Origin of the sequence: Pseudomonas sp. FBF18 (assembly GCF_024261405.1) — a bacterium.
GTDB lineage: Bacteria > Pseudomonadota > Gammaproteobacteria > Pseudomonadales > Pseudomonadaceae > Aquipseudomonas > Aquipseudomonas palmensis.
In genome coordinates this window covers 2,186-22,623 of sequence record NZ_QKRS01000008.1, presented here as the reverse complement: position 1 = coordinate 22,623, position 20,438 = coordinate 2,186, and the positions used below count along the sequence as shown (strand labels likewise).

The following is a 20,438-nucleotide window of genomic DNA, read 5'->3' as shown; positions in this document are numbered from 1 at the left end:
CGGGGCCTACAGCGCCACTGCGCCCTGCCCCGCCCCCTGCACCAGATACTCGACCAGTTGCTCGATCGGCAACGGCCGGCTGATCAGAAAGCCCTGCACCTGGTCGCAGCCAAAGCTGCGCAGCAACGCCAGCTGTTCCTCGGTCTCCACGCCCTCGGCCACCACCTCCAGGTTCAGGTTGTGCGCAAGGTTGATCATGGCGTGCACCAGCTTGCGGTTCTCTTCGCGCTGCTCCATGCCACCGACAAAGCTGCGGTCGACCTTGAGCAGGGCGATCGGCAGGCTGTTCAGGTGCACGAACGACGAAAAGCCGGTGCCGAAGTCATCCAGCGAAAACCGCACCCCCAAGCGTCCCAGCGCGTCCATGGTCTGCTTGACCAGGTCGTTGCGCCGCATCACTGCGGTCTCGGTCAGCTCGAACTCCAGCCAACCCGCATCCACACCGTGCTCGACGATCAGCCGCCCCAGCGTTGCCAGCAGTTGGCTGTCCTGAAACTGGCGAAATGACAGGTTGACCGCCATGTGCAATGGCGCCAGCCCCTGCTCGCGCAGTGCCTGCATGTCGCGCAGGGCACGCGAGATCACCCAGTAGCCCAGCGGCACGATCAGCCCGCTCTGCTCGGCCAGCGGCACGAACTCGCTCGGTGGCAGCAGGCCACGCTCGCTGTGGCGCCAGCGCACCAGTGCCTCCAGGCCGACGATGCGTCCGTCGCTCAGGTCCAGGCGTGGCTGGTAGTGCAGTTCCAGTTCGTCGCGGCGCAGGCCTCGGCGCAGCTCGCTTTCCAGGTCGGCCAGGCTGCGTGCGTTGCGGTTGATGCGCTCGTTGAAGATGTGAAAGGTGCAGCCCTGGGTGCTCTTGGCCTGCTGCATGGCGATGTGCGCGTGCCACATCAGCGGGTCGGCACCAGCCTGCGCACGGGCATGCGCCACGCCCAGGCTGCACCCCAGCAGCAGGCTTTCGCCGTCGATCCAGTAGGGTTCGGCCAGGGCCTCGGTGATGCGCTCGGCCATCCACTCGGCACGCTGCGGCTCGCGCCGGGTGTCGATCAGCAGGGCGAATTCGTCGCTGCCCAGGCGCGCCACCTGATCGCCTGCCTCGAGCTGGCGCTTGAGCCGGCTGACCACCTGCAGGATCAGGCGGTCACCGGCCTGGTGGCCGAGGGCATCGTTGGCGTGGCGGAAGTTGTCCAGGTCCAGGTGCCCGAGGGCCACACCGCGCCCGTCGTTTTCGGCCAGACGCGCGGCCAGCAGGGTCTGGAAGCCCTGGCGGTTGGCAATGCCGGTCAGCGGGTCCTGCTCGGCCAGGCGCTGCAGGGTGGCTTCGAGCACACCTCGCTCGCGCACATGGCGCAGGCAGCGGCGCAGCATGTCGCCGCTCAGCTGCTCGAACACCAGCCAGTCGCTCACACCCGGCGGCGCCTCGCTCGGCTCCTGCTCCAGCAGCAGCACCATGGGCAGGTCGCAACGCCCGGGCGCCGGCTGCAAGCCCGGGGTGGCCAGCACCAGCGCGTTGCGGTCGCGGGCGAACAGGCTGTCGACCGCGTCCCAGCCGGGTGCGGTCACCAGCACCGCGCCACCGCCCAGCGGCAGCAGGCATTCACCAAGGGCAACGGCCCAGTGCGGCCCGTCCGCCAGCAGAAGCAGACGCAACGGTTCGACAAGCGTAGACAAGCTGGCTCCTTAGCACGAGAACGCGGTCAATGACGATGTGGGCGGGATGCTCGATCCTGAACCATCAAATGTAAATGGTTTTCACTTTAACTCACGACATTCCTTCGTCCTGATCCCGCGGTATTTCGCCACGCATCCTGCGGGAAAGTATCAAAAGCGGCAAATTAAGATCGCGTGGTACGTCACACTGTCAGACGGTCGCGGCACAATTGCTCTGCGCCTGCTAAAATGCCCGGCTATTTTTCAGCGACCCCCGGTTAACGTCATGTCCCGACTCAACCCCCGGCAACAGGAAGCCGTGAGCTACGTCGGCGGCCCTCTTTTGGTGCTCGCCGGTGCTGGCTCCGGCAAGACCAGCGTGATCACGCGCAAGATCGCCCACCTGATCCAGAACTGCGGCATCCGTGCCCAGTACATCGTGGCCATGACCTTCACCAACAAGGCGGCGCGCGAGATGAAGGAGCGCGTGGGCACCCTGCTGCGCGGCGGCGAGGGGCGCGGCCTGACGGTATCGACCTTCCACAACCTTGGCCTGAACATCATTCGCAAGGAGCATGAACGGCTGGGCTTCAAGCCGGGTTTCTCGATTTTCGACGAAACCGACGTCAAGGCCCTGATGACCGACATCATGCAGAAGGAATACTCCGGGGACGATGGCGTCGACGAGATCAAGAACATGATCGGCGCCTGGAAGAACGACCTGATCCTGCCGCCCGAGGCCCTGGAGAACGCGCGCAACCCCAAGGAGCAGACCGCCGCCATCGTGTATGCGCACTATCAGCGCACGCTCAAGGCGTTCAACGCGGTCGACTTCGACGACTTGATCCTGCTGCCGGTCAAGCTGTTCCAGGACCACCCCGACATTCTGCAGAAGTGGCAGAACAAGGTGCGCTACCTGCTGGTGGACGAATACCAGGACACCAACGCCAGCCAGTACCTGCTGGTGAAGATGCTGATCGGTACGCGCAACCAGTTCACCGTGGTGGGTGACGACGACCAGTCGATCTATGCCTGGCGCGGCGCGCGCCCTGAAAACCTGATGCTGCTCAAGGACGACTACCCGTCCCTGAAGGTGGTGATGCTGGAGCAGAACTACCGCTCCACCAGCCGCATCCTGCGCTGCGCCAACGTGCTGATCTCCAACAACCCCCACGCCTTCGAGAAGCAGCTGTGGAGCGAGATGGGCCACGGCGACGAGATCCGCGTGATCCGCTGCAAGAACGAGGAAGCCGAGGCCGAGCGCGTGGCCATGGAGATCCTCAGCCTGCACCTGCGTACCGACCGCCCGTACAGCGACTTCGCCATCCTCTACCGCGGCAACTACCAGGCCAAGCTGATCGAGCTGAAGCTGCAACACCACCAGATCCCCTACCGCCTGTCGGGCGGCAACAGTTTCTTCGGCCGCCAGGAAGTAAAAGACCTGATGGCCTACTTCCGCCTGCTGGTGAACCCGGACGACGACAACGCCTACCTGCGCGTGATCAACGTGCCGCGCCGCGAAATCGGCTCCACCACCCTGGAAAAACTCGGCAACTACGCCACCGAGCGCAAGGTGTCGATGTATGCCGCCAGCGAGGAGCTGGGCCTGGGCGAGCATCTGGACAGCCGCTTCACCGATCGCCTGCAGCGCTTCAAGCGCTGGATGGACAAGGTGCGCGAGCAGGTCGCGCTGGAAGACCCGATCGCCGCGCTGCGCAGCATGGTGACCGACATCGACTACGAGAACTGGATCCGTACCAACAGTTCCAGTGACAAGGCCGCGGACTTTCGCATGGGCAACGTCTGGTTCCTGATCGAGGCGTTGAAAAACACCCTCGAGAAGGACGAGGAAGGCGGCATGACCATCGAGGAAGCCATCGGCAAGCTGGTGTTGCGCGACATGCTCGAACGCCAGCAGGAAGAGGAAGAAGGCGCCGAGGGCGTGCAGATGATGACGCTGCATGCCTCCAAGGGCCTGGAGTTTCCCTACGTGTTCATCATGGGCATGGAAGAGGAAATCCTCCCGCACCGCTCCAGCATCGAGGCCGACACCATCGAGGAGGAGCGGCGCCTGGCCTACGTGGGCATCACCCGCGCACGCCAGACCCTGGCCTTCACCTTTGCCGCCAAGCGCAAGCAGTACGGCGAGATCATCGATTGCGCGCCAAGCCGCTTCCTCGATGAATTGCCCGATGACGACCTGGCCTGGGAAGGCCTGGACGATACACCCACGGAAGTCAAAGCCGTGCGTGGCAATACGGCCCTGGCCGATATCCGCGCCATGCTCAAACGATAGATAATCCACCTTTGCCCTGGCTTGTTGCCGGGGCCTTTTGGCTACATCGAGGAATTTCACCAGTGGAAGCACTGCACCAGAAGATTCGCGAAGAAGGCATCGTGCTTTCCGATCAGGTTCTCAAAGTCGATGCGTTTCTCAACCATCAGATCGACCCTGCGCTGATGCAACTGATTGGCGACGAGTTCGCCCGTCTGTTCGCCGATGCGGGCGTGACCAAGATCGTCACCATCGAGGCCTCGGGGATTGCCCCGGCGGTGATGACCGGTTTGAAGCTGGGCGTGCCGGTGATCTTCGCCCGCAAGCACCAGTCGCTGACCCTGACCGAGAACCTGCTGGTGGCTTCGGTGTACTCGTTCACCAAGCAGACCGAGAACACCGTGGCGATTTCGCCGCGTCACCTCAACAGCAGCGACCGCGTGCTGGTGATCGACGACTTCCTGGCCAACGGCAAGGCGTCGCAGGCGCTGATCTCGATCATCAAGCAGGCCGGCGCAACCGTGGCCGGGCTGGGCATCGTGATCGAGAAGTCGTTCCAGGGCGGGCGTGCCGAGCTGGACAGCCAGGGCTATCGCGTCGAGTCGCTGGCCCGGGTTAAGTCGCTGGACGGTGGTGTGGTCAGCTTTATCGAGTAAGGCTTACCGACCGCTTCGCCAGCAAGGCTGGCTCCTACAGGTGCTCCACCGCCTGCAGGAGCCGGCCTTGCCGGCGAAAGCGTTCTACGCGGTAGTTTGCAAAGCCGCCAGCAGCAACCGCTGGTACAGGTCCTCCTTCAGCCCGTCCGGCTCGCTCAGGCCCATGCGCCGCAGATGCTCGGGATACCGCTCCGGCCCCGGCGCATCCAGTGCCGCCTTGCCCAGCTCCAGCGCCTCGCTCAACTTGAACTTGCTCTTGAGCCAGTTCAGCGCGCGCAGCAGGTCCTTCTCTTCAGCGGTGAAATCGCTGCCCAGCGGATACTCGGCAAACAACCGCGCATGCCGCCCACGCAATGTCTCCAGCCGCTGCGGCGTGTTCTGCGTGAAGCGCGCATCCAGCTCGAAATCCTGCGCCAGCTTGCCGGCCTTTTTCGCCTGCTCCATCAGCCCGGGCTGGAACCGCGAATCGCTGATCGCCAGCAACCGCGCAATCACCTCGGCGTCGGTCTGCCCGCGCAGGTCGGCAATGCCGTACTCGGTCACCACGATATCGCGCAGATGCCGCGGGATGGTGCAGTGCCCGTAGGTCCACAGCAGGTTGGAACTGACCTCCCCGCCGGCTTCGCGCCAGCTGCGCAGCAGCAGGATGGAACGCCCGCCTTCCAGCGCATGGGCCTGGGCGACGAAGTTGTACTGCCCGCCCACCCCGCTCAGTACGCGACCGTCCTCGAGCTGGTCGGCCACCCCCGCTCCCATCAGGGTCATGGTGAATACGGTGTTGATGAAGCGTGCATCGCGGCGCTGTTCGCGCTTGAGGGCCTCGTCGCCGTACAGCTCGTTGATGAAGCTGATCGCGTGCATGGCAAAGGATTTGCGCTGCGCCAGCGGCATCTCGCGCAGGCGCTGGTAGAACGCCTGCGGCCCGAGGAAGAAACCGCCATGCACCAGCACCCCGTCGGCCACCGGCCGGCGCACCACGCCCGCCTCCGCCAGCGCGAGCAATCCGTTCACGAACATCTCGCTGCAGCCATACAGGCCCTGGGCAAACGGCGCAGTGCCGCCTTCACGCTCGATCAGCACCTGCCAGGGCGCCAGGTCGAGGTCGGCGAGCAGCGCCTGGTACTCCGGCGCATCCCCCTGGCGCGCCAGCAACGCGGCGGCCAGCGCATCGCCCATGGCGCCGATGCCGATCTGCAGGGTGCCGCCGTCGCGCACCAGGGTGCTGGCGTGCACGCCGATGAAGTGGTCCTGGGTGGTGACGGGCATGTTCGGCGTGGAGAACAGCCGAGTGGTTTCCGGGGCGTCGATCAACAGGTCGAAATCGTCCTGCGCCAGTTCGCTGTCGCCCGGCATGTAGGGCAGCTCGTCGTGCACGTGCCCCAGCATCAGGATGGTTTCACCGGCTGCACGCCGGCGCGCGATCATCGGCAGCAGGTCGAGGGTGATGTCGGGGTTGCAGCTCAGGCTCAGGTGCCCGGGGCGCTCGGGGTGGGCGGCAACGATCTGCGCCACCAGGTTCAGGCCCTTGGCATTGATGTCGCGGGCCGCATGACTGTAGTTGCTGCTGACGTAGTCCTGCTGGGCCATGTGGCTGTGCAGCATGCTGCCCGGCTGCATGAAGAACTGCTCGACGCGGATGTTGGCCGGCAACCGGTCGCGGCGCAGGTCCTGCAGGTAGTCGAGTTCGGGGTAGTCGGCGAACACGCGCTCCACGAAGGGTTCGAGAAAGCGCCGCTGCAGGCCGTCACCCAGGTCCGGGCGGCCCAGGCTCAGTGCGGTATAGATGGTCAGTTGCCGCTCGGGCAGCTCACGCACCCGTGCATACAGCGCATTGACGAAGCGGTTGGGCTTGCCCAGGCCTAGTGGCAGGCCCATGTGGATGTGCGCCGGCAAACGCGCCAGCACTTCGTCCACGGCGATCTCGATCGAACAGCGGTGCGCCATCTCGGCCTCCTAGGCATCCGTGATTCCAGGGTTGGACCGAGCATGCCCCGCGTTTGCTGCAATGGCCAGCGTCAGAAACGACAAAGCCCGCACGTGGCGGGCCTTGTAGCTGCAGCGTCGGGCTTACTTGAGGCCGGACATCTTCTCGATGGCGGCCTTGAGGTCGTCATCCGAGCAGTCGGCACAGGTGCCTTTTGGCGGCATGGCGTTGATGCCGGTGATGGCCTTGGCCAGGATGCCGTCCAGGCCGCCCTGATGGTCGGCGCGCTCTTTCCAGGCGGCGGTATCGCCGATCTTCGGTGCGCCCAGCAGACCGCTGCCATGGCACGCGTTGCAGTGCTTGGCGATGACTTCATCCGGGGTCTTGGCACCGCCACCGCCGGCAGTGGCGGCCACTTCCATGCCCTTGCATTCCTGCCCTTGTACACACACCTGACCGACCGGCTCCAGCCGCTTGGCGATGTCGTCATTGGTCACAGCCTGGGCGTTGACGGCCCATAGGGCTACTACGGCTGCTGGTACGGCCAGCATTGTCTTGATTAGATTCACGCGTACACCCTCATGGTGGCTAGTCACGCCCGCGGCCACGGTTTCGCAGGCCGCGCAAGTATAGCGGGAACCCCGCCTCACCGAAACAACCCTAAAGACCAAAGGGGTTTAGCCGCGACAATCCGCCGCGCATTGGCGACACGCGTGGGCTCAGAAGTTGGCCGGGGTGGCGGCACTGATCAGCCGGGCCGGCTCATCGTAGGGATTGCGGAATCGATGCGGCTTGGTGCTCTCGAAATAGTAGCTGTCGCCCGCCTCGAGGATGAAGGTTTCAAGCCCCACCACCAGCTCCAGGCGCCCTTCGAGCAGGATGCCGGTCTCTTCGCCGTCGTGGGTGAGCATCTCTTCGCCGGTGTCGGCACCGGGCGGGTAGATCTCGTTTAGAAAGGCAATGGCGCGGCTGGCGTGGGCCTTGCCGACCAGCTTCATGGTGACTGCGCCGTCGGATATATCGATCAGTTCGTTGGCCTTGTACACGATCTGGGTCGGGTTCTCGGGCTGCAGCTCTTCGGAAAAGAACTCCACCATCGACATCGGAATACCGCCCAGCACCTTGCGCAGCGAGCTGATCGAAGGGCTCACGCTGTTCTTCTCGATCATCGAGATGGTGCTGTTGGTCACGCCCGCCCGCTTGGCCAGCTCGCGTTGAGACAGGCCTTTGAGCTTGCGAATGGCTTGCAGTCGTTCACCGACGTCCAAGGCCTGGGCCCTCCTAAACGAACACGTGGGGTCGAAATTGAACGGTATCATCGCAACAGCGTTCAGTATTTACAACACTTCGACCCGCAGCCCGTCCGCTTTGGCGCCTCAATTGCCGCTGTACACCATCGGCACCCGACGCAGGTTGCAGAAGATATGATACGGGATGGTGCCCGCCTGGATCGCCACGTCGCTGGCCAGCACGTGCTTGCCCCACAACTCCACCGGGCTGCCCAGCCCGGCCTCGGGCACATCGGTGAGGTCGATGCACAGCATGTCCATCGACACGCGGCCAATCAGCTGGCTGCGCTTGCCGGCCACCAGCACCGGGGTACCGGTGGGTGCCAGGCGCGGGTAGCCGTCGGCATAGCCCATGGCGACCACACCCACGCGGGTGGGGCGCGGGCTGATGAATTTCGCACCGTAGCCCACCGGCTCGCCGGCCGGCAGTTCGCGCACGCAGATCACTTTGGATTCCAGGGTCATCACCGGCTGCAGGCGCTGAGCCTGGGCCTGCGGCACCTCGAAGGGCGTGGCGCCATACAGCATGATGCCCGGACGCACCCAGTCGCTGGGCACCTGCGGCCAGCCCAGCACGGCCGGCGAGTTGCGCAGGCTGACCTCGGCACTCAGGCCCTGGCGCGCGGCTTCGAACACCGCCACCTGCTCGCTGCTGGCCGTGCTGTCGAGTTCGTCGGCACGGGCGAAGTGGCTCATCAGCACGATGCGCGCCACCTTGCCGCTGGCCAGCAGACGTTGGTAGGCGCCGTGGTAGTCCTTGGGGTGCAGCCCGACGCGGTGCATGCCGGTGTCGAGCTTGAGCCACACGGTGATCGGGCGGGTCAGGCCTGCCTGTTCGATGGCTTCGAGCTGCCACAGCGAATGCACCACGCACCACAGGTCCTGCTCGGCAATCAGGGGCAGCTCGCTGGCTTCGAAAATGCCCTCGAGCAGCAGCACCGGGGCCTTGATGCCGGCAGCACGCAGCTCCAGCGCCTCTTCGATGCAGGCCACGGCGAACCCGTCGGCCTCGCCCTCCAGCGCCTGGGCGCAGCGCACCGCGCCGTGCCCGTAGGCGTCGGCCTTGATCACGGCCAGCGCCTTGGCGCCGGTCAGTTCGCGGGCGAGTTGATAGTTGTGGCGCAGCGCTTGAAGATCGATCAGGGCACGGGCGGGACGCATGACGGCAGCCTTCTGGCAGTCGGGTGAGTTGGGAAACGGATTACGGCAGGGCGGCGACGATCGAGATCTCGACCAGCATCTGCGGATTGCACAGCCGGGCCTGAACGGTGGCGCGGGCCGGGGCATTGCCTTTGGCCAGCCACTGGTCCCACACCGTGTTCATGGCCTGGAACTGGGTGTCGATGTCGCTGAGGTAGATGGTCGCCGACAGCACGCGGCTCTTGTCGGTACCGGCCAGGTCCAGCAGCCGCTCGATGTTGGCCAGCACCTCGCGGGTCTGCTGGCCGACGTCGCCGTTCAGGTCATTACCCACCTGGCCCGACAGGTAGACGGTGCCGTTGTGGGTAACGATCTGGCTCATGCGCTCATTGGTGAGCTGGCGCTGGATTGACATGCTTTGCAGTCTCCTGACTGTTGCTGTAGCGGGAAATGTCGAGGCCTTCGGCGCTGATCTGCGGCTTCTTGCGCGCCATCAGGTCGGCCAGCAGGCGACCCGAACCGCACGCCATGGTCCAGCCGAGGGTGCCGTGGCCGGTGTTCAGGAACAGGTTGCGAAACGCCGTGGCGCCCACGATCGGCGTGCCGTCGGGGGTGGTCGGGCGCAGGCCGGTCCAGAAGCTGGCCTGGCTCAAGTCGCCGCCGCGAGGATAAAGGTCGTTGACGATCATCTCCAGCGTTTCGCGCCGACGCGGGTTGAGCGACAGGTCGAAACCGGCGATCTCGGCCATGCCGCCGACGCGGATGCGGTTGTCGAAGCGGGTGATCGCGACCTTGTAGGTCTCGTCGAGAATCGTCGAGGTCGGGGCCATGGCCGGGTCAGTGATCGGCACGGTCAGCGAGTAGCCCTTGAGCGGGTACACCGGGGCCTTGATGCCCAGCGGCTTGAGCAGTTGCGGCGAGTAGCTGCCCAGGGCCAGCACGTAGCGATCGGCGGTTTCCAGCTTGCCGTCGATCCATACGCCGTTGACCCGGTCGCCCGCGTGATCGAGGCGCTCGATGTTCTGCCCGAAGCGGAATTCCACGCCCAGGTCGCGCGCCATTTCGGCCAGGCGCGTGGTGAACAGCTGGCAGTCGCCGGTCTGGTCGTTGGGCAGGCGCAGGGCACCGGCGAGGATGTCGGTGACATTGGCCAGGGCAGGCTCCACGCGGGCAATGCCGTCGCGGTCGAGCAGCTCGTAGGGCACACCGGACTGTTCCAGCACGGCGATATCCTTGGCCGCGTTGTCCAGTTGCGCCTGGGTGCGGAACAACTGGGTGGTGCCCAGGGTGCGGCCTTCGTAGGCAATGCCGGTTTCGGCACGCAGCTCGTCGAGGCAGTCGCGGCTGTACTCGGACAGGCGCACCATGCGCTCCTTGTTCACCGCATAGCGGTTGGCCGTGCAGTTGCGCAGCATCTGCGCCATCCACAGGTACTGGTCGATGTCGGCGGTGGCCTTGATGGCCAGCGGGGCGTGGCGCTCGAGCAGCCACTTGATGGCCTTGAGCGGCACACCGGGTGCAGCCCAGGGCGAGGCATAACCCGGCGATACCTGGCCAGCGTTGGCGAAGCTGGTTTCCATGGCCACCGCCGGCTGGCGATCGACCACCACCACTTCAAACCCCTGACGAGCCAGATAGTAGGCACTGGCGGTCCCGATGACGCCGCTACCAAGTACCAGAACGCGCATGTTGTTATCCCTCGAGGCGGCGTACCGCACACATTTGTTGTTTAAGGCATGGATGGGCGCAGTATAGGAAGGTAGAGGCAGTGCTTTTCACTATATAAAAGCCTATATTTGGCGAGAATTCTCGGCAGGGTCGGCTTTTACGGAGGGGCATCCACTATGAGAACCCAGCATCAAAGCAAACGTGAACTGGACAAGATCGACCGCAACATCCTGCGCATCCTGCAGACCGACGGGCGCATCTCGTTCACCGAACTGGGCGAGAAGGTCGGCCTGTCGACCACCCCGTGCACCGAGCGGGTCCGGCGTCTGGAGCGCGAAGGCATCATCATGGGCTACAACGCCCGGCTCAACCCGCAGCACCTCAAGGGCAGCCTGCTGGTGTTCGTCGAGATCAGCCTGGACTACAAGTCGGGGGACACTTTCGAAGAGTTTCGCCGCGCGGTGCTCAAGCTGCCCCACGTATTGGAATGCCACCTGGTATCGGGAGATTTCGACTACCTGGTGAAGGCGCGCATCTCGGAGATGGCCTCGTACCGCAAGCTGCTGGGCGACATCCTGCTCAAGCTGCCACACGTGCGCGAATCCAAGAGCTACATCGTGATGGAAGAGGTGAAGGAAAGCCTCAACCTGCCGATCCCGGACTGAGCCTTACACCAGCACCTGGCGGGTGCTGGCGATGTACTGGTGCACCAGGCGCTCGGCCTGCGGGTCGATCATCTCGGCAGGGCCGCGACCATTGGGGCACGGCAGGCGCGGGGTGGTGCCGAACAGGCGGCAGATCAGCGGCCGCTCCTCGTACACGGTGCAGCCCTCGGGGCCCAGGTGCACACAGTTGAGCTCATCCAGCGCGGCCTGTTGCTCGGCCGCGCTCTTGCGTGGCAGGCGCGCCATTTCCTCGCTGGAGGTGGTCACCGGGCCGCAGCAATCGTGGCAGCCCGGCACGCAGGCGAACGACGGGATCTGCTCACGCAGGAAGCGGATCTTGTGACTGTTGCAACTCATGGCAGACTCGTGGCGGGAAAGGCTGAAGCGCCATTTTGCCCCACGGTTGCCTGCCGATCAAAGCACCGCCTATGCTGTGTCAAATTTTCCACACAGCCCCTACCAGGATCCTTCAAACGTGCATACCACTTCCTACTACGCTGCCCACAGCGCCGGGCAACCGGCGTACCCGCCCCTGCAAGGCGAGCTGAACTGTGATGTGTGCGTGGTGGGCGGCGGCTTTTCGGGCCTCAATACCGCCATCGAACTGGCCGAACGCGGCCTGAGCGTGGTGCTGCTCGAAGCGCACAAGATCGGTTGGGGCGCCAGTGGACGCAATGGCGGACAGCTGATTCGCGGGGTCGGACACGGCCTGGACCAATTCACCCCGGTGATCGGCAGCGAGGGAGTGCGCAGCCTCAAACTGATGGGCCTGGAGGCAGTGGACATCGTGCGCCAGCGCATCGAACGCCATGCCATCGACTGCGACCTGACCTGGGGCTACTGCGACCTGGCCAACAAGCCACGGGAATTCGAGGGCTTCAGCGAAGAGATCGACGAACTGCGCGGACTGGGCTACACCCATGAGCTGCGCCTGGTGCAGCCCGACCAGATGCACACGGTGGTCGGCTCGCGTCGCTACGCCGGCGGCCTGGTGGACATGGGCTCGGGGCACCTGCACCCGCTGAACCTGGCGCTGGGCGAGGCCGAGGCCGCGCGCCAGCTGGGCGTGCAGGTGTTCGAGCATTCCCGTGTCACCCGCATCGAGCACGGCCCGCAGGTGCATGTGCACACCGCCAAGGGCTCGGTGCGGGCGAACACGCTGGTGCTGTGCTGCAATGCCTACATCAACGACCTGGACCGCGAGCTCAGTGGCAAGGTGCTGCCGGCCGGCAGCTACATCATCGCCACCGAACCGCTGAGCGAAGCCCTGGCCAACGAGTTGCTGCCGCAGAACATGGCGGTGTGCGACCAGCAGGTGACCGTGGACTACTATCGCCTCTCGGCCGACCGGCGCCTGCTGTTCGGTGGCGCCTGCCACTACTCGGGGCGCGATCCGCAGGACATCGGCGCCTACATGCGGCCCAAGATGCTCAAGGTGTTCCCGCAACTGGCCGACACCCGCATCGAATACCAGTGGGGCGGCATGATCGGCATCGGCGCCAACCGCCTGCCGCAGATCGGCCGCCTGCGCGACCGGCCCAACGTTTACTACGCCCAGGCCTATGCCGGCCACGGGCTCAACGCCACGCACCTGGCCGGGCGGCTGCTGGGCGAGGCGATCAGCGGCCAGCAGAGCGGGCGCTTCGACCTGTTCGCCCAGGTGCCGCACATCACCTTCCCCGGTGGCAAGCACCTGCGCTCGCCGCTGTTGGCGCTGGGCATGCTGTGGCACCGCCTCAAGGCACTGGCCTAGGGTCTCCAGAATGGCCTGAGACCTTCCTTCACGGCCTGGTCTCGGGTCAGGCCGATATCGCGCAGCTGCTCGGCATCGAGCTGCAGCAGTGCATGGCGTGAACGCCACCGCCGCATCATCACAGCCCAGCGACTCGGGCTGGCGGGCGCCTCATGTCGCGCCACCTCGCCTTTGGTGCACAGTGGCAGGCCTGCATCGCTCGCGCCGTTCATCGCTTCATTCCTCCAGGGTGGGTAACCGTGCAGCCATGATGCGCGGGTGCTGCAAGGCATTACAGATTCAACCGCCAGGTATTATTTCCATACAGATGTGTCGATAACGGCGCTGAATGCTGTATTTTTGCCCAATCTGTACCGGTTGCCAGCCGCTTGCCCGCCCAGGAGTACGCCATGACCCTCTACGTCAACCTCGCCGAACTGATTGGCGCACGCATCGAGCAGGGCCTCTACCGCCCCGGCGACCGCCTGCCGTCGGTGCGGGCCCTGAGCGTCGAGCATGGCGTGAGCCTGAGTACCGTGCAGCAGGCGTATCGGGTGCTGGAAGACCACGGGCTGGCGGCGCCCAGGCCCAAGTCCGGCTATTTCGTGCCTGACCATCGCCCACTACCCGCCCTGCCCGACGTCAGCCGCCCGGCCCAGCGCCCTGTGGATATCTCGCAATGGGACCAGGTGTTCGAGCTGGTACGCAGCGTGCCGCGCAAGGACGTGGTGCAACTGGGCCGCGGCATGCCCGATGTCGGCAGCCCCACCCTCAAGCCGTTGCTGCGCAGCCTGGCGCAGCTGAGCCGGCGCCAGGACATGCCCGGCCTGTACTACGACACCGTCGCCGGCACCGAAGCCCTGCGCGAGCAGGTGGCGCGGCTGATGCTCGATTCGGGCTGCAGCCTGAGCACGGCAGACCTGGTGATCACCACCGGCTGCCAGGAAGCCCTGTCGATCAGCGTGCGCGCGGTGTGCCAGCCGGGCGACATCGTCGCGGTCGAATCACCGAGCTTTCACGGCGCCATGCAGACCCTCAAGGGCCTGGGCATGAAAGCGTTGGAGATCCCCACCGACCCGCTCACCGGCATCAGCCTCGAAGCCCTGGAGCTGGCCCTGGAACAGTGGCCGATCAAGCTGATCCAGCTGACCCCCAGCTGCAACAATCCATTGGGCTACATCATGCCCGAGGCGCGCAAACGCGCCCTGCTGACCCTGGCCCAGCGCTTCGACGTGGCGATCCTGGAGGACGACGTGTATGGCGACCTGGCCTACACCTACCCGCGCCCACGCACCATCAAGTCGTTCGACGACGACGGCCGCGTGCTGCTGTGCAGCTCGTTCTCCAAGACCCTTGCACCCGGCCTGCGGGTGGGCTGGGTGGCGCCGGGGCGCTACCTGGAGCGGGTGATTCACATGAAGTACATCAGCACCGGCTACACCGCTACCCAGCCGCAGCTGGCGATTGCCGACTTCATCGAGGGCGGCCACTACCAGCCGCACCTGCGCCGTGTGCGCGGCCAGTACCAGCGCGCCCGCGATCAGATGATCGACTGGGTGAGCCGCTACTTCCCCGCCGGCACCCGCGCCAGCCGGCCCCAGGGCGGCTTCGTGCTGTGGGTGGAACTGCCGGAAAGTTTCGACACCTTGCGCCTGAACCGGGCTTTACTTGAGCAAGGTGTGCAGATTGCGGTGGGCAGCATCTTTTCGGCGTCGGGCAAGTTCCGCAACTGCCTGCGCATGAACTTTGCCGCCCGCGCCACTGCCGAAATCGAAGCGGCCGTGCGCAAGGTCGGCGAAACCGCCATTCGTCTACTGGCCGAGGATGAGCGCGGCGGGTAACGTTGCGCCGCCCCGCGTGGTCCAACCCCCAACTGCCTTCCTGCTCAAGGACATGCCCCTTTGACCAAACCCAGGGCCTTCGCGCTGTTACTGATGCTGGCGCTCACCCTTGCCGGGTGCGCCACCTCCAGCACGCCCCGTACCGTGACCCAGGCCCTGCCCGCCAGCGACTCGGCCTTTGGCCGTTCGGTGCAGCGCCAGGCCAGCGCCCATGAGGGGCGGTCCGGCTTTCGCCTGCTGCCCAACAGCACCGAGGCGTTCCACGCCCGCGCCGAGCTGATCCGTAACGCCCAGAGCAGCATCGACCTGCAGTACTACATCGTGCATGACGGGCTCAGCACCCGCGCGCTGGTGCACGAACTGCTGCAGGCTGCCGACCGTGGCGTGCGCGTGCGCATCCTGCTCGACGACACCACCAGCGACGGCCTGGACGAGGTCATCGCCACCCTGGCGGCGCATCCGAAGGTGCAGATTCGCGTGTTCAACCCGCTGCACCTGGGGCGCAGCACCGGCGTGACCCGTGCCCTGGGCAGGCTGTTCAATCTGTCGCTGCAGCACCGGCGCATGCACAACAAGCTGTGGCTGGTGGACAACAGCATGGCCATCGTCGGCGGGCGCAACCTGGGTGACGAGTACTTCGACGCCGAGCCCAACCTGAACTTCACCGACATCGACATGCTGGGCGTGGGGCCGGTGGCCGAACAGCTGGGGCACAGCTTCGACCAGTACTGGAACAGCGCCCTGAGCCGACCGATTGGCGACTTCATGTTCAGCACCCCGAACGCCGACGACCTGCGTGTGAGCCGCGAGCGCCTGGAGGCTTCGCTGAGCGAGGCCAGGGTAAAGCGCAAGGCACTGTACGACCGCCTGATGGCCTACAAGACCCACCCGCGCCTGGATTCGTGGCGCAACGAGTTGATCTGGGCACACAACCAGGCGCTGTGGGATGCGCCAAGCAAGGTGCTGGCCCAGGCCGAGCCAGACCCGCGGTTGCTGCTGACCCAGCAGTTGGCGCCCGACCTGAACGACGTGCACCGTGAGCTGATCCTGGTATCGGCCTACTTCGTACCTGGCGAGACCGGCCTGCTGTACCTGACCAGCCATGCCGACGCCGGGGTGTCGGTGAGCCTGCTGACCAACTCGCTGGAGGCCACCGACGTGCCGGCGGTACACGGCGGCTATGCGCCGTACCGCAAGGCGCTGCTGGAACACGGGGTAAAACTGTACGAACTGCGCCGCCAGCCCGGCGACCCCAGCAGCGGGCGTATCCATCACTTCGGCAGTGCATCGGACTCGAGCCTGCACAGCAAGGCGATCGTGTTCGATCGGCAGAAGACCTTCATCGGCTCGTTCAACTTCGACCCGCGCTCGGTGCTGTGGAACACCGAGGTCGGCGTGCTGGTGGACAGCCCGCAACTGGCCGAGTACACCCGCGACCTGGCACTGCAGGGCATGGCCCCGGCGCTAAGCTACGAGCCGCGGCTGGTCGACGGCAAGCTGGTGTGGGTGACCGAGGACAATGGGCAGTTGCACACGTTGACGACAGAGCCAGGCGGACTGTGGCGACGATTCAATGCGTGGGTGAGCAAGGCGGTGGGGTTGGAGAGGATGTTGTAGGGTGAAATCTCCATGCTGTCGAACGCAGGTCGATGCTGCGCGAGCCGATCTGCGTGGAGTTAGCTCGTCAAGGGGTACCAGTGAGACCATGCCGCACGCTCTCGACACGAACCAAATCACAAGTAAATTTCAGTCGACTATTATCAACGCAGCGTATCTTTATAGCGACGGCCTCATCCACGACATCAAACGAAATTTCACAAATAACATTCTCATAGCCCCACTCGCTAAAATCGATACATTTACTCCCTATAAATGATAGTTCAATATAGACCGCATCATAATTTCTTGGCCACTTCACAGGGCTATTCTCAGGCTTTTCTCGAGTAACCAGCTTAATAGATAACCTTGGTTCATCCCGCCTGAAATTAACCTCTGTAATATCTGACCCTAGAAAATTTGGCATCCCTCCATATATCGTAGTCAATGCTTGCGGATTCATAACGTTAGGAAAATTCATTTACTTCTTATTCCGGCAAAAAAATAGTAGTGTTGTACCATCGCCTCAACAGATACCGGATTCGCTCTGGAGTCAGTGCAGCTTGCTTGCGGCATTGGATGCCTGGAACGGCTGCCTTACCCGATTATTCTTACATGCAAATTCTTGTAGAAGTCCCAATGAATCACTAATTTTTTGTCAACCGACAAAAATAATGTATCAACAAAATCTAGTTCATCCACAAAGTCTAGCCACTCGTAAATACCTGTTTTCAACAAGGGGATTGCATTATCCATATGCATAACAAAAAAATCATGGAATGACTGAAAACCTATAACTTTCAAAATTGAAATTAGTTCTCTTTTAAGATCACTTCGCGAAACACTTTCATATGTTGTTTTGTTTTCTACACGATTCCAGTCAATGGAGGAACAGCTAATGGGGAAGTTGTCATTTATAACTTTAAAAACATCTACCTCTTCGTGATCGCTACATGCATGCAACTCGATAAACTCTTGACATTTTTTTGAGAAACCCATGGATTAAATCTCTTTACTATTTTGGTCACGGTTTTTCCTGAAGCATCAAAGCAAATGGTTCGCACATTTTTCTTTCTATTGAACGCATTGATGTGAGATTTATGTCTTTCATCATATTCCACCCGAAAACCTCGATACTCTCCACGAACTACTCTTCCGTTAAACGGTTGCGATCCAAATTTTGCTGGGTTCGGAACGCTCAGTGCGATCACCTGGGCACGCCAATGGAGCTGACCGACCAAAATGGCGAAATGGCGTGGGCGGGACAGTACAAGGCGTGGGGGGAGGTGTATGAGGAGCGGTCGGCTTGGGCGAGGCAGATGCAAACCCTCAAACAACAATGTATTGCAGCGCATTCAAAACTCCAGAAGATGCATACATGCACTTTTAACCGAGTTTAGTCGCCCCCCAAAACTGCCTTAGCCCAACCAATCAATAACCCAATCCGACTCTGCAAAGTACTTTATCAAAATTTCTTTCGACTCAACCCAGTCATCAAACCCCACACTAAAATCATATTCATTTGAGGTTAATACATAATAACCGCCCGTATCACCCGAATCAAAAATCACCTTGACATACAACCCAGCATCGTGCCCACTGATAACTTTTCCGACTACGTCTAAAGGTGGCATCTTCATCATCACTCGCAAGCAACTAACTTGCCCCCATTTCCACGCACCGGGCGAGCAGGATTTCCCCTGCCTGCCTATTGCGTTTTTTAGACTGAAATCTACTTAAGGCTCGTTATTTTCTTCGAATGAAAGCCCTATGGTAACGAATATCTCCCCCGTATCTTCATCCAATACATGCCGTGCCAAGGCATGCTCCGCACCAAATTCTTTCAAGATCTTAGAGTTCCAGCTTTCAGAAACTATTACAGCAACCTCCATGGCCTGATCAAACGAAAGCTTGTCGAACACGCCCGTTATTTCTAGCAGGTTCATCCAGAACTGAGTTTGAGCAGGCGTACTTTTCGCATCTAAATGTTGTTGGAATAGCTCGGCATTAAACAATTCAACAACAAAAACTTTACCATCTAGCATTTTGAACGCCGGCCATATAAGCCTAGCGAACCAAAGAATAAAATCGCCTGCAAGCTCGTGCGACTTGTATATTGAACATAAATAATCAATGCCCGTTACAACATGATCATTATTCGCTAATGCAAATGACTTATAATCATATGACTTGAAATGGTTTGACTCACTCACCTGTTGGAGCCTCATGTGGGAGAGGTGTTCGGACACGCACCTTAGGGATAAAAACCCTACCATCTGGTGTGGGATTCTTTGTTGCTTCTTTAATATTCGGTCTAGGAATATTTCCGTGATCTTTGCCCGACCCACGGTACTCCTTCCACGTACCATCCCAATAGTGTGTCGTGTACTGGCCATCAACACCCGGACGCTCAAAAATTGAGTGCGGCCTTCCTTCTGATGCTTCCATTGGCGGCGGCGGTTTGTTTCGAGACTTACATGCCTTTTCACAACCTTCCAACCCCAATGGGTCTACCCAACCCACAGGTTTTGGCGCGTACTGGTGCAGATTCAGCCCACCCGCATAACTAATGGGGTCGTTGCTAACGAACCGCCTCACCCCAGGATCATAGTACCGATACCGGTTGTAATGCAGCCCGGTCTCCCGGTCGTGATACTGCCCCTGAAATCCAGTAATGCGCGGTGGATTGCCCACCTCGTCATGGAACCACTAAAGCTTGCTCGCCGCATTGAGCGTCTGGATCAGATTGCCATTGCCGGCATAGACAAAGCGCTCGGTCTGCGACTGGTTACCCTGGCTGGCGGTACGCTCGCCAGCCGCCCCATGGGGTCAAAACGCAGGTCATCACAACGCTGGCCACCCTACCAACAGGGCATCTCTCGCATCTTTTCGATGAACACTAGGCGTCCTTCATCGCCTACTAAGCTTTCTAACTTGGTCAAGAAACCATCCATGTCCCTGGAAATCAAATCAAATGCTCCCCAACCGTGTTCTTGAGCACGTTGAGAAATCCCAAAATACTCGCAAGAAGACAACAGACTTTCATACAATGGGCTTTCAATCCTGCTTTCATTTTTCAAGAAGTGAGATAGCTCAGAAGGTTCAGGTTTTTTAATGCGTCTATGCCGGGAAATAATACTATACTTTTTCATATCTAGAACATAACGCTCATGCATAGCAACTATCCTAGCAAATGCACCGCCTTTATCTTTAAAGAAAAAATTCGGCATGCGCCCCTTGGGGAATGCTCTTGGATGATTAATACTGCCAGAGCCGCGCAAGCAGTAGCATTCTCCTAGCAGATCATCCAAAATATTTTGTGAAATCGGGTTTGCATTGAACCCTAGCGTACCATTTAGATCGCGAACCATCACAGCAGAAAAATTATCTTCATCACTTGCTGGCAAAGACGAGATAAACCCATCAGCTCCTTTTTTGAAATATTCAAATTTCGACCTATGAATCAATACTTCAATCATTTCAGCTACCCAGGATAAGTAAATATTATGCCTTCACCCTTCTTGTTTTTCGCGTGCACATGCGACCCGTCATGATGAGCAGGGAATCCTTCACCTACCATATGAGGATGTCCGTCTGGATGATCAAAAACTTGCGCCTGACCGCCTATTTCCTCCCGCCCCAGCGTACTGTCTCTAGCGCACAGGCATGCATAATTCTTACCTCTGCTCTCAACTCTAAGTTGCTGAGTAGTAATGTCTTCGCCTCCTCGACCTACTATCGGAACTTGAGCATGCTGTTGTGCTAGCCTCAAGGCTTGCACACGACTCTTAGCTGCAACGACTTTCTCCGGCCCGAGTGGATCAACCCATTCGATAAGATTTGGTGCGTATAAGTGGAGATTCAACCCACCCGCATAACTAATCGGGTCCTTGCTAACGAACCGCCCCACCCCCGGATCATAGTACCGATACCGGTTGTAGTGCAGGCCAGTCTCACGGTCGTGATACTGCCCCTGAAACCGTAGCGGGTTACTCAGCCCTA

At 61.4% G+C, this 20,438-nt stretch carries 22 protein-coding genes and 1 pseudogene; 7 read left to right on the top strand and 16 right to left on the bottom strand.

The annotated features are described in order from the left end of the window. Positions 1-6: 6 nt before the first annotated feature. Entirely contained in the window at positions 7-1,671 is a 1,665-nt protein-coding gene (locus DN387_RS14160) for a bifunctional diguanylate cyclase/phosphodiesterase (protein WP_043863337.1), read from the bottom strand. 265 nt (positions 1,672-1,936) lie between these two features. Here DN387_RS14160 and rep point away from each other — a divergent pair, with 265 nt between their 5' ends. Then, positions 1,937-3,946, top strand: coding sequence for a DNA helicase Rep (gene rep, locus DN387_RS14155; RefSeq protein WP_043863336.1), 2,010 nt, complete (start codon positions 1,937-1,939; stop codon positions 3,944-3,946). A gap of 62 nt (positions 3,947-4,008) precedes the next feature. After that, positions 4,009-4,581 (top strand): xanthine phosphoribosyltransferase, encoded by a 573-nt coding sequence (locus DN387_RS14150; protein WP_043863335.1) that lies wholly within the window; start codon positions 4,009-4,011, stop codon positions 4,579-4,581. An 84-nt stretch (positions 4,582-4,665) separates the two neighbouring features. Here the strand turns inward: DN387_RS14150 and DN387_RS14145 are convergent, their stop codons facing one another. The 6 genes from DN387_RS14145 to dadA form a co-directional block, all read right to left on the bottom strand. Further along, complete coding sequence (locus DN387_RS14145; RefSeq protein ID WP_054915473.1) at positions 4,666-6,525, bottom strand: acetyl-CoA hydrolase/transferase C-terminal domain-containing protein; 1,860 nt, start codon at positions 6,523-6,525, stop codon at positions 4,666-4,668. A 123-nt stretch (positions 6,526-6,648) separates the two neighbouring features. Next, entirely contained in the window at positions 6,649-7,056 is a 408-nt protein-coding gene (locus tag DN387_RS14140) for a cytochrome c5 family protein (RefSeq protein WP_043863333.1), read from the bottom strand. A gap of 168 nt (positions 7,057-7,224) precedes the next feature. Continuing rightward, the gene (locus tag DN387_RS14135) at positions 7,225-7,773 is read right to left on the bottom strand and encodes a cupin domain-containing protein (protein ID WP_043863332.1); all 549 of its coding nucleotides are present in this window, start codon (positions 7,771-7,773) and stop codon (positions 7,225-7,227) included. Positions 7,774-7,881: 108 nt separating this feature from the next. Next, positions 7,882-8,955 carry an alanine racemase gene (alr, locus tag DN387_RS14130; RefSeq protein ID WP_054915472.1) on the bottom strand — a complete coding sequence of 358 codons (1,074 nt, stop codon included), beginning with the start codon at positions 8,953-8,955 and terminating at the stop codon, positions 7,882-7,884. A gap of 40 nt (positions 8,956-8,995) precedes the next feature. Next, positions 8,996-9,349, bottom strand: a complete 354-nt coding sequence (locus tag DN387_RS14125) for a RidA family protein (RefSeq protein WP_043863330.1) — start codon at positions 9,347-9,349, stop codon at positions 8,996-8,998. Beyond that, positions 9,321-10,622, bottom strand: coding sequence for a D-amino acid dehydrogenase (gene dadA, locus DN387_RS14120; RefSeq protein WP_043863329.1), 1,302 nt, complete (start codon positions 10,620-10,622; stop codon positions 9,321-9,323). Before dadA ends, DN387_RS14125 begins: the two co-directional genes overlap by 29 nt. A 156-nt stretch (positions 10,623-10,778) precedes the next feature. Between dadA and dadR the strand changes: the two genes are divergently transcribed. Beyond that, complete coding sequence (dadR, locus tag DN387_RS14115) at positions 10,779-11,267, top strand: transcriptional regulator DadR (RefSeq protein WP_042121505.1); 489 nt, start codon at positions 10,779-10,781, stop codon at positions 11,265-11,267. 3 nt (positions 11,268-11,270) lie between these two features. On the opposite strand, the gene DN387_RS14110 is transcribed toward dadR, so the two are convergent. Next, a complete protein-coding gene (locus tag DN387_RS14110; protein WP_043863328.1) occupies positions 11,271-11,624 on the bottom strand; it encodes a YkgJ family cysteine cluster protein in 354 nt (117 codons plus the stop codon). A gap of 118 nt (positions 11,625-11,742) precedes the next feature. On the opposite strand from DN387_RS14110, the gene DN387_RS14105 reads away from it, so the two are divergent. Further along, entirely contained in the window at positions 11,743-13,020 is a 1,278-nt protein-coding gene (locus DN387_RS14105; RefSeq protein ID WP_043863327.1) for an FAD-binding oxidoreductase, read from the top strand. On the opposite strand, the gene DN387_RS14100 is transcribed toward DN387_RS14105, so the two are convergent. Continuing rightward, positions 13,017-13,232: a DUF1127 domain-containing protein gene (locus DN387_RS14100; RefSeq protein ID WP_043863326.1), complete on the bottom strand. Its 216-nt coding sequence runs from the start codon at positions 13,230-13,232 to the stop codon at positions 13,017-13,019. The genes DN387_RS14105 and DN387_RS14100 overlap by 4 nt on opposite strands. A 177-nt stretch (positions 13,233-13,409) precedes the next feature. Here DN387_RS14100 and DN387_RS14095 point away from each other — a divergent pair, with 177 nt between their 5' ends. Continuing rightward, complete coding sequence (locus DN387_RS14095) at positions 13,410-14,840, top strand: PLP-dependent aminotransferase family protein (RefSeq protein ID WP_054915471.1); 1,431 nt, start codon at positions 13,410-13,412, stop codon at positions 14,838-14,840. Positions 14,841-14,933: 93 nt separating this feature from the next. Further along, positions 14,934-16,457: a phospholipase D family protein gene (locus DN387_RS14090; RefSeq protein WP_054915560.1), complete on the top strand. Its 1,524-nt coding sequence runs from the start codon at positions 14,934-14,936 to the stop codon at positions 16,455-16,457. A gap of 67 nt (positions 16,458-16,524) precedes the next feature. On the opposite strand, the gene DN387_RS14085 is transcribed toward DN387_RS14090, so the two are convergent. Together DN387_RS14085 and DN387_RS14080 are read right to left on the bottom strand one after the other, a co-directional pair. Beyond that, positions 16,525-16,917, bottom strand: coding sequence for an immunity 50 family protein (locus DN387_RS14085; RefSeq protein WP_078480634.1), 393 nt, complete (start codon positions 16,915-16,917; stop codon positions 16,525-16,527). A gap of 116 nt (positions 16,918-17,033) precedes the next feature. After that, positions 17,034-17,435 carry a hypothetical protein gene (locus DN387_RS14080; RefSeq protein ID WP_156326229.1) on the bottom strand — a complete coding sequence of 134 codons (402 nt, stop codon included), beginning with the start codon at positions 17,433-17,435 and terminating at the stop codon, positions 17,034-17,036. 101 nt (positions 17,436-17,536) lie between these two features. Between DN387_RS14080 and DN387_RS26155 the strand changes: the two genes are divergently transcribed. Next, positions 17,537-17,836, top strand: coding sequence for an RHS domain-containing protein (locus DN387_RS26155; RefSeq protein ID WP_054915470.1), 300 nt, complete (start codon positions 17,537-17,539; stop codon positions 17,834-17,836). Positions 17,837-17,854: 18 nt separating this feature from the next. On the opposite strand, the gene DN387_RS14075 is transcribed toward DN387_RS26155, so the two are convergent. From DN387_RS14075 to DN387_RS26145, 5 genes and pseudogenes are all read right to left on the bottom strand, one after another. Further along, positions 17,855-18,076 (bottom strand): hypothetical protein, encoded by a 222-nt coding sequence (locus tag DN387_RS14075; RefSeq protein WP_043863462.1) that lies wholly within the window; start codon positions 18,074-18,076, stop codon positions 17,855-17,857. Between the two features lie 96 nt (positions 18,077-18,172). After that, complete coding sequence (locus DN387_RS14070) at positions 18,173-18,649, bottom strand: hypothetical protein (protein WP_218186782.1); 477 nt, start codon at positions 18,647-18,649, stop codon at positions 18,173-18,175. A 283-nt stretch (positions 18,650-18,932) separates the two neighbouring features. Next, positions 18,933-19,130, bottom strand: a pseudogene (locus tag DN387_RS26150) (RHS repeat-associated core domain-containing protein); the annotation flags it as partial. A 167-nt stretch (positions 19,131-19,297) separates the two neighbouring features. After that, positions 19,298-19,915 carry a hypothetical protein gene (locus DN387_RS14055; RefSeq protein ID WP_156326228.1) on the bottom strand — a complete coding sequence of 206 codons (618 nt, stop codon included), beginning with the start codon at positions 19,913-19,915 and terminating at the stop codon, positions 19,298-19,300. Between the two features lie 5 nt (positions 19,916-19,920). Beyond that, positions 19,921-20,433, bottom strand: a complete 513-nt coding sequence (locus DN387_RS26145; RefSeq protein WP_082405754.1) for an RHS repeat-associated core domain-containing protein — start codon at positions 20,431-20,433, stop codon at positions 19,921-19,923. Positions 20,434-20,438 lie beyond the last annotated feature (5 nt).

Coding starts and splice junctions, on each gene's coding strand:
- DN387_RS14055 (WP_156326228.1), bottom strand. CDS start 19,915: ATGATTGAAGTATTGATTCATAGGTCGAAATTTGAATATTTCAAAAAA.
- DN387_RS14075 (WP_043863462.1), bottom strand. CDS start 18,076: ATGAAGATGCCACCTTTAGACGTAGTCGGAAAAGTTATCAGTGGGCAC.
- DN387_RS14140 (WP_043863333.1), bottom strand. CDS start 7,056: ATGCTGGCCGTACCAGCAGCCGTAGTAGCCCTATGGGCCGTCAACGCC.
- DN387_RS14080 (WP_156326229.1), bottom strand. CDS start 17,435: ATGGGTTTCTCAAAAAAATGTCAAGAGTTTATCGAGTTGCATGCATGT.
- DN387_RS14085 (WP_078480634.1), bottom strand. CDS start 16,917: ATGAATTTTCCTAACGTTATGAATCCGCAAGCATTGACTACGATATAT.
- DN387_RS14090 (WP_054915560.1), top strand. CDS start 14,934: ATGCTGGCGCTCACCCTTGCCGGGTGCGCCACCTCCAGCACGCCCCGT.
- dadR (WP_042121505.1), top strand. CDS start 10,779: ATGAGAACCCAGCATCAAAGCAAACGTGAACTGGACAAGATCGACCGC.
- DN387_RS14100 (WP_043863326.1), bottom strand. CDS start 13,232: ATGAACGGCGCGAGCGATGCAGGCCTGCCACTGTGCACCAAAGGCGAG.
- DN387_RS14125 (WP_043863330.1), bottom strand. CDS start 9,349: ATGTCAATCCAGCGCCAGCTCACCAATGAGCGCATGAGCCAGATCGTT.
- DN387_RS26155 (WP_054915470.1), top strand. CDS start 17,537: ATGTCTTTCATCATATTCCACCCGAAAACCTCGATACTCTCCACGAAC.
- DN387_RS14110 (WP_043863328.1), bottom strand. CDS start 11,624: ATGAGTTGCAACAGTCACAAGATCCGCTTCCTGCGTGAGCAGATCCCG.
- DN387_RS14095 (WP_054915471.1), top strand. CDS start 13,410: ATGACCCTCTACGTCAACCTCGCCGAACTGATTGGCGCACGCATCGAG.
- dadA (WP_043863329.1), bottom strand. CDS start 10,622: ATGCGCGTTCTGGTACTTGGTAGCGGCGTCATCGGGACCGCCAGTGCC.
- DN387_RS14145 (WP_054915473.1), bottom strand. CDS start 6,525: ATGGCGCACCGCTGTTCGATCGAGATCGCCGTGGACGAAGTGCTGGCG.
- rep (WP_043863336.1), top strand. CDS start 1,937: ATGTCCCGACTCAACCCCCGGCAACAGGAAGCCGTGAGCTACGTCGGC.
- alr (WP_054915472.1), bottom strand. CDS start 8,955: ATGCGTCCCGCCCGTGCCCTGATCGATCTTCAAGCGCTGCGCCACAAC.